Source organism: Algibacter sp. (genome assembly GCF_049667265.1).
Classification (GTDB): Bacteria; Bacteroidota; Bacteroidia; order Flavobacteriales; family Flavobacteriaceae; genus Algibacter_B.
Genome location: NZ_JBATHX010000488.1, coordinates 1 through 3471, shown reverse-complemented (window position 1 = coordinate 3471; position 3471 = coordinate 1). Strand labels below are relative to the sequence as shown.

Annotated in this window: 4 protein-coding genes and 1 pseudogene; all 5 read left to right on the top strand. The window is 33.4% G+C overall.

The window, feature by feature from the left end; all coding sequences use genetic code 11:
• A pseudogene (locus WBN21_RS16630) lies at window positions 1-176 on the top strand (peptidase dimerization domain protein); the annotation flags it as partial.
• 147 nt (window positions 177-323) lie between these two features.
• Window positions 324-1184: a DMT family transporter gene (locus WBN21_RS16625; RefSeq protein ID WP_424202271.1), complete on the top strand. Its 861-nt coding sequence runs from the start codon at window positions 324-326 to the stop codon at window positions 1182-1184.
• A gap of 75 nt (window positions 1185-1259) precedes the next feature.
• Window positions 1260-1625, top strand: coding sequence for a BlaI/MecI/CopY family transcriptional regulator (locus tag WBN21_RS16620; protein WP_424202269.1), 366 nt, complete (start codon window positions 1260-1262; stop codon window positions 1623-1625).
• Window positions 1626-1627: 2 nt separating this feature from the next.
• Window positions 1628-3010, top strand: a complete 1383-nt coding sequence (locus WBN21_RS16615) for a M56 family metallopeptidase (protein ID WP_424202267.1) — start codon at window positions 1628-1630, stop codon at window positions 3008-3010.
• Between the two features lie 122 nt (window positions 3011-3132).
• On the top strand, window positions 3133-3471 hold a 339-nt coding region (locus WBN21_RS16610; protein WP_424202265.1), incomplete at its 3' end, for a DUF4407 domain-containing protein.

Genomic DNA, 3471 nt, shown 5'->3' with positions numbered 1-3471 from the left:
TACCCATTGTAGCGCTTTTCGAGCAAGAATTGAAAAGCAAAACCATTTTAATGGGCTTTGGTCTAGATAGTGACGCCATTCATTCACCAAACGAGCATTTCGGAATTTGGAATTACCTAAAAGGCATCGAAACCATTCCGTTGTTTTATAAATATTTCACAGAATTTTCTAAATAGTTTTTCGAGCGTTACTTTTTGCTCATACCTACAAGGTTTACAAAACCTTGCAGGATCACAAAAAGTCGGGCTTTCAGGAGTCGCTCCCTCCTGCGTCGGGGAGCTTCAACAAATCCTTCAATCCCTAACGCAAGTTAGTAACTCACAATGAAAAACCAGCACAACAACCAACTTTTACAACTCACAATTGGCACCGTATTAATCAGTACATCTGGCGCCTTAGGAAAATTTATAAGTATGCCAACCGAAGTTATTATTTGGTGGCGCTGTGCACTTGGGGCCATATTTCTATTCCTGTTTTGTAAATACAAAAAGTTTAACCTTAAAATTCATTCAAAAAAAGATTTTTCAACCATCCTTTTCAGTTCTGTTTTACTTGGCTTGCATTGGATAACCTATTTCTATGCCTTAAAACTTTCAAACGTGGCATTAGGCATGCTTTCTATATTTACGTTTCCTGTAATAACCGCCTTTATCGAGCCGCTTTTCACTAAAACCAAGCTAAATTCAATGCATATTGTTTTGGCACTAATGGTTTTACTTGGCATTTATATTTTGGCTCCAGAGTTCAATTTTCAAAGTAATCAAGTTAAAGGGATTCTTTTCGGCATCCTTTCAGCATTCTTTTTTGCGCTAAGAAATTTAATGCTCAAAAAATCTGCTGCTATTTATAATGGTTCTGCTTTAATGCTATACCAAACATTTTTATTAACCATCCTTTTGCTTCCATTTCTCTTTATAAAAGATACTAGCAACATTACCACCCAATATCCGTATATAATTCTATTAGCTTTAGTAACCACAGCCATTGGTCATTCTTTATTTGTTAGTAGTTTTAAATATTTTTCGGTCAGTACGGCAAGTATTATTGCCAGTGCACAACCTATATACGGGATAATTATCGCCTTTTTTTTCCTTAACGAAATCCCAACGCTCAATACTTATATTGGCGGCACTTTAATTTTGGCAACGGTTATTATTGAAAGCTTGAGATCTAGAAAAAAGTAAAATATTTCACCTCTACACTTGTAGAATATATATTTTTGTTCTACATTTGTAGAGAACATTCTAATTTTGTAGAACATGCAATTATCAAAAACTGAAGAAGAACTCATGAATCATCTTTGGAAGCTCGAAAAAGGGTTTATGAAAGATTTACTAGATGCTTATCCAGAACCAAAACCAGCCAATACAACCATAGCAACGCTTTTAAAACGGATGGCAGACAAAGGGTTTATAGATTATAAGCGTTTTGGTAATTCCAGAGAATATTATCCGTTAGTTAAAAAGAAAGATTACTTCTCTAAGCATGTAAACGGACTTATTAAAAACTTTTTTAACGATAGCGCCTCGCAATTTGCATCTTTTTTCACAAAAGAAACTAATCTAACTAAAGCTGAGTTAGAAGATTTAAAAACTATAATTGATAGTGAACTTAAAAACAAATAGTTATGCTTTTATTTCTATTAAAATCGAGCGCCTGTTTAGCAGCCTTTATGCTTTTCTACAAACTTTGTTTAGAAAAAACGAGCGCACATACATTTAAACGTTTTTATTTAATTGGAGCTTTAATAATTTCAATTGGCATTCCGTTTATCACTTTTACGGAATATGTAGAAGCCCAAGCTACTAATTTCGCAACCAATCAAGACTTCAACCTTACCATTTTAGAAGCTTCAGAAAACAATTCACTTTTAGAATTCCTTCCATTCATACTCTGGAGTATTTATGTTTTAGGCATGGTTATATTTTTATTTCGATTTATTAAAAATTTGCTTGAATTATTTCAAAAAATAAAATCTAATCCAAGCCATAGAAACCAAAAATTCATCAACGTTTTATTACAAGATTTAATTCTTCCACACACGTTTTTCAATTACATATTTTTAAATAAAAAGGATTATGAAAACAACTTAATTCCAGCAGAAGTAATACTTCATGAGCAGGCACACGCCAATCAAAAACATGCTTTAGACATTCTATTTATTGAAATGCTTCAAGTCGTTTTTTGGTTTCATCCATTATTTTACTTTCTTAAAAAAGACATCAAATTAAATCATGAGTTTTTAGCCGATCAAACAGTTATAAATTCAGGATTTAACACAAAAAAATATCAGCAATTACTTTTGGCATTCTCATCAAATGCCGCTGATATTCCAATGGCAAATGCCATTAATTATTCATTAATCAAAAAACGTTTTACAGTTATGAAAACAAAAACATCAAAAACAGTCATTTGGTTCAGAAGTCTAATTCTTCTGCCATTATTAGCCATTTTAATTTTTAGCTTTAGTAGCAAAAATTATATTGAATTTGAACATTCTCAAAATGAGATTATCACCCAAGACCAAGCAACCAAAGCACAAGTTGAAGAGTATAATGCCCTAGCAAAAAAATACAACGCACAACCCCAAAATAAGCGTGTGGTTAAACTAAAAGATGTAAAACGTTTAGAATACCTCTATGGTTTAATGTCAGAAAAGCAAAAAGCAAATGCGGAACCTTTTCCAGATTGCCCGCCTCCGCCACCAGCGCCACCAAAAGTGAACAAAGGGGAGGTTTCAGATATCCCTGAACCACCAGCTCCACCCAAAGTAAACAGAGGTGAAGTCTCAGAAATCCCTGCGCCTCCTCCTCCACCAGAGCCTCAATCACCCTTAGATCATGTTATTGACATGGCAAAAAAAGGAGCCATTTTTTACTATGAAAATGATAAAATCTCGTCGGATAAGGCTATAGAAATTCTAAAACACAATAAGGATTTAAACATATCATCTCAAACAACTAACGGTGTTAGAACAGTAAAAATTCAAAAAGCGCCAATACAACTTTAATACCTTATAAAAAAATTAGACCTCACAGGTTTTAAAATCTGTGAGGTCTTTTTATGTAAATTATGTAACAAATACACAACTTTAGCGTTCTAATAGTCAATCAATCAAAAATCAATCACATTATGTTAAAGCGCTTTTTTATCATCTGCTCCGGGGCAGATACCGATATTCTCGAAAATTGTTCCGTTGGTGAACAAAATAAATATGCTGGTATTGGGGCAACCGTTTTCTTCACGGCACTTATGGCTTTTATTGCAGCTAGCTATGCTCTATATACCGTATTCGATAATTTATATGCTTCTATTTTTTTTGGGCTCATTTGGGGTTTACTTATTTTTAATTTAGACCGCTATATTGTTTCAACCATAAAAAAAACAGGACAGGTTACCGATGAAATAATCCAAGCCATACCCAGAATTATATTAGCGGTTATTATTGCTGTAGTAATCTCAAAACCTCTT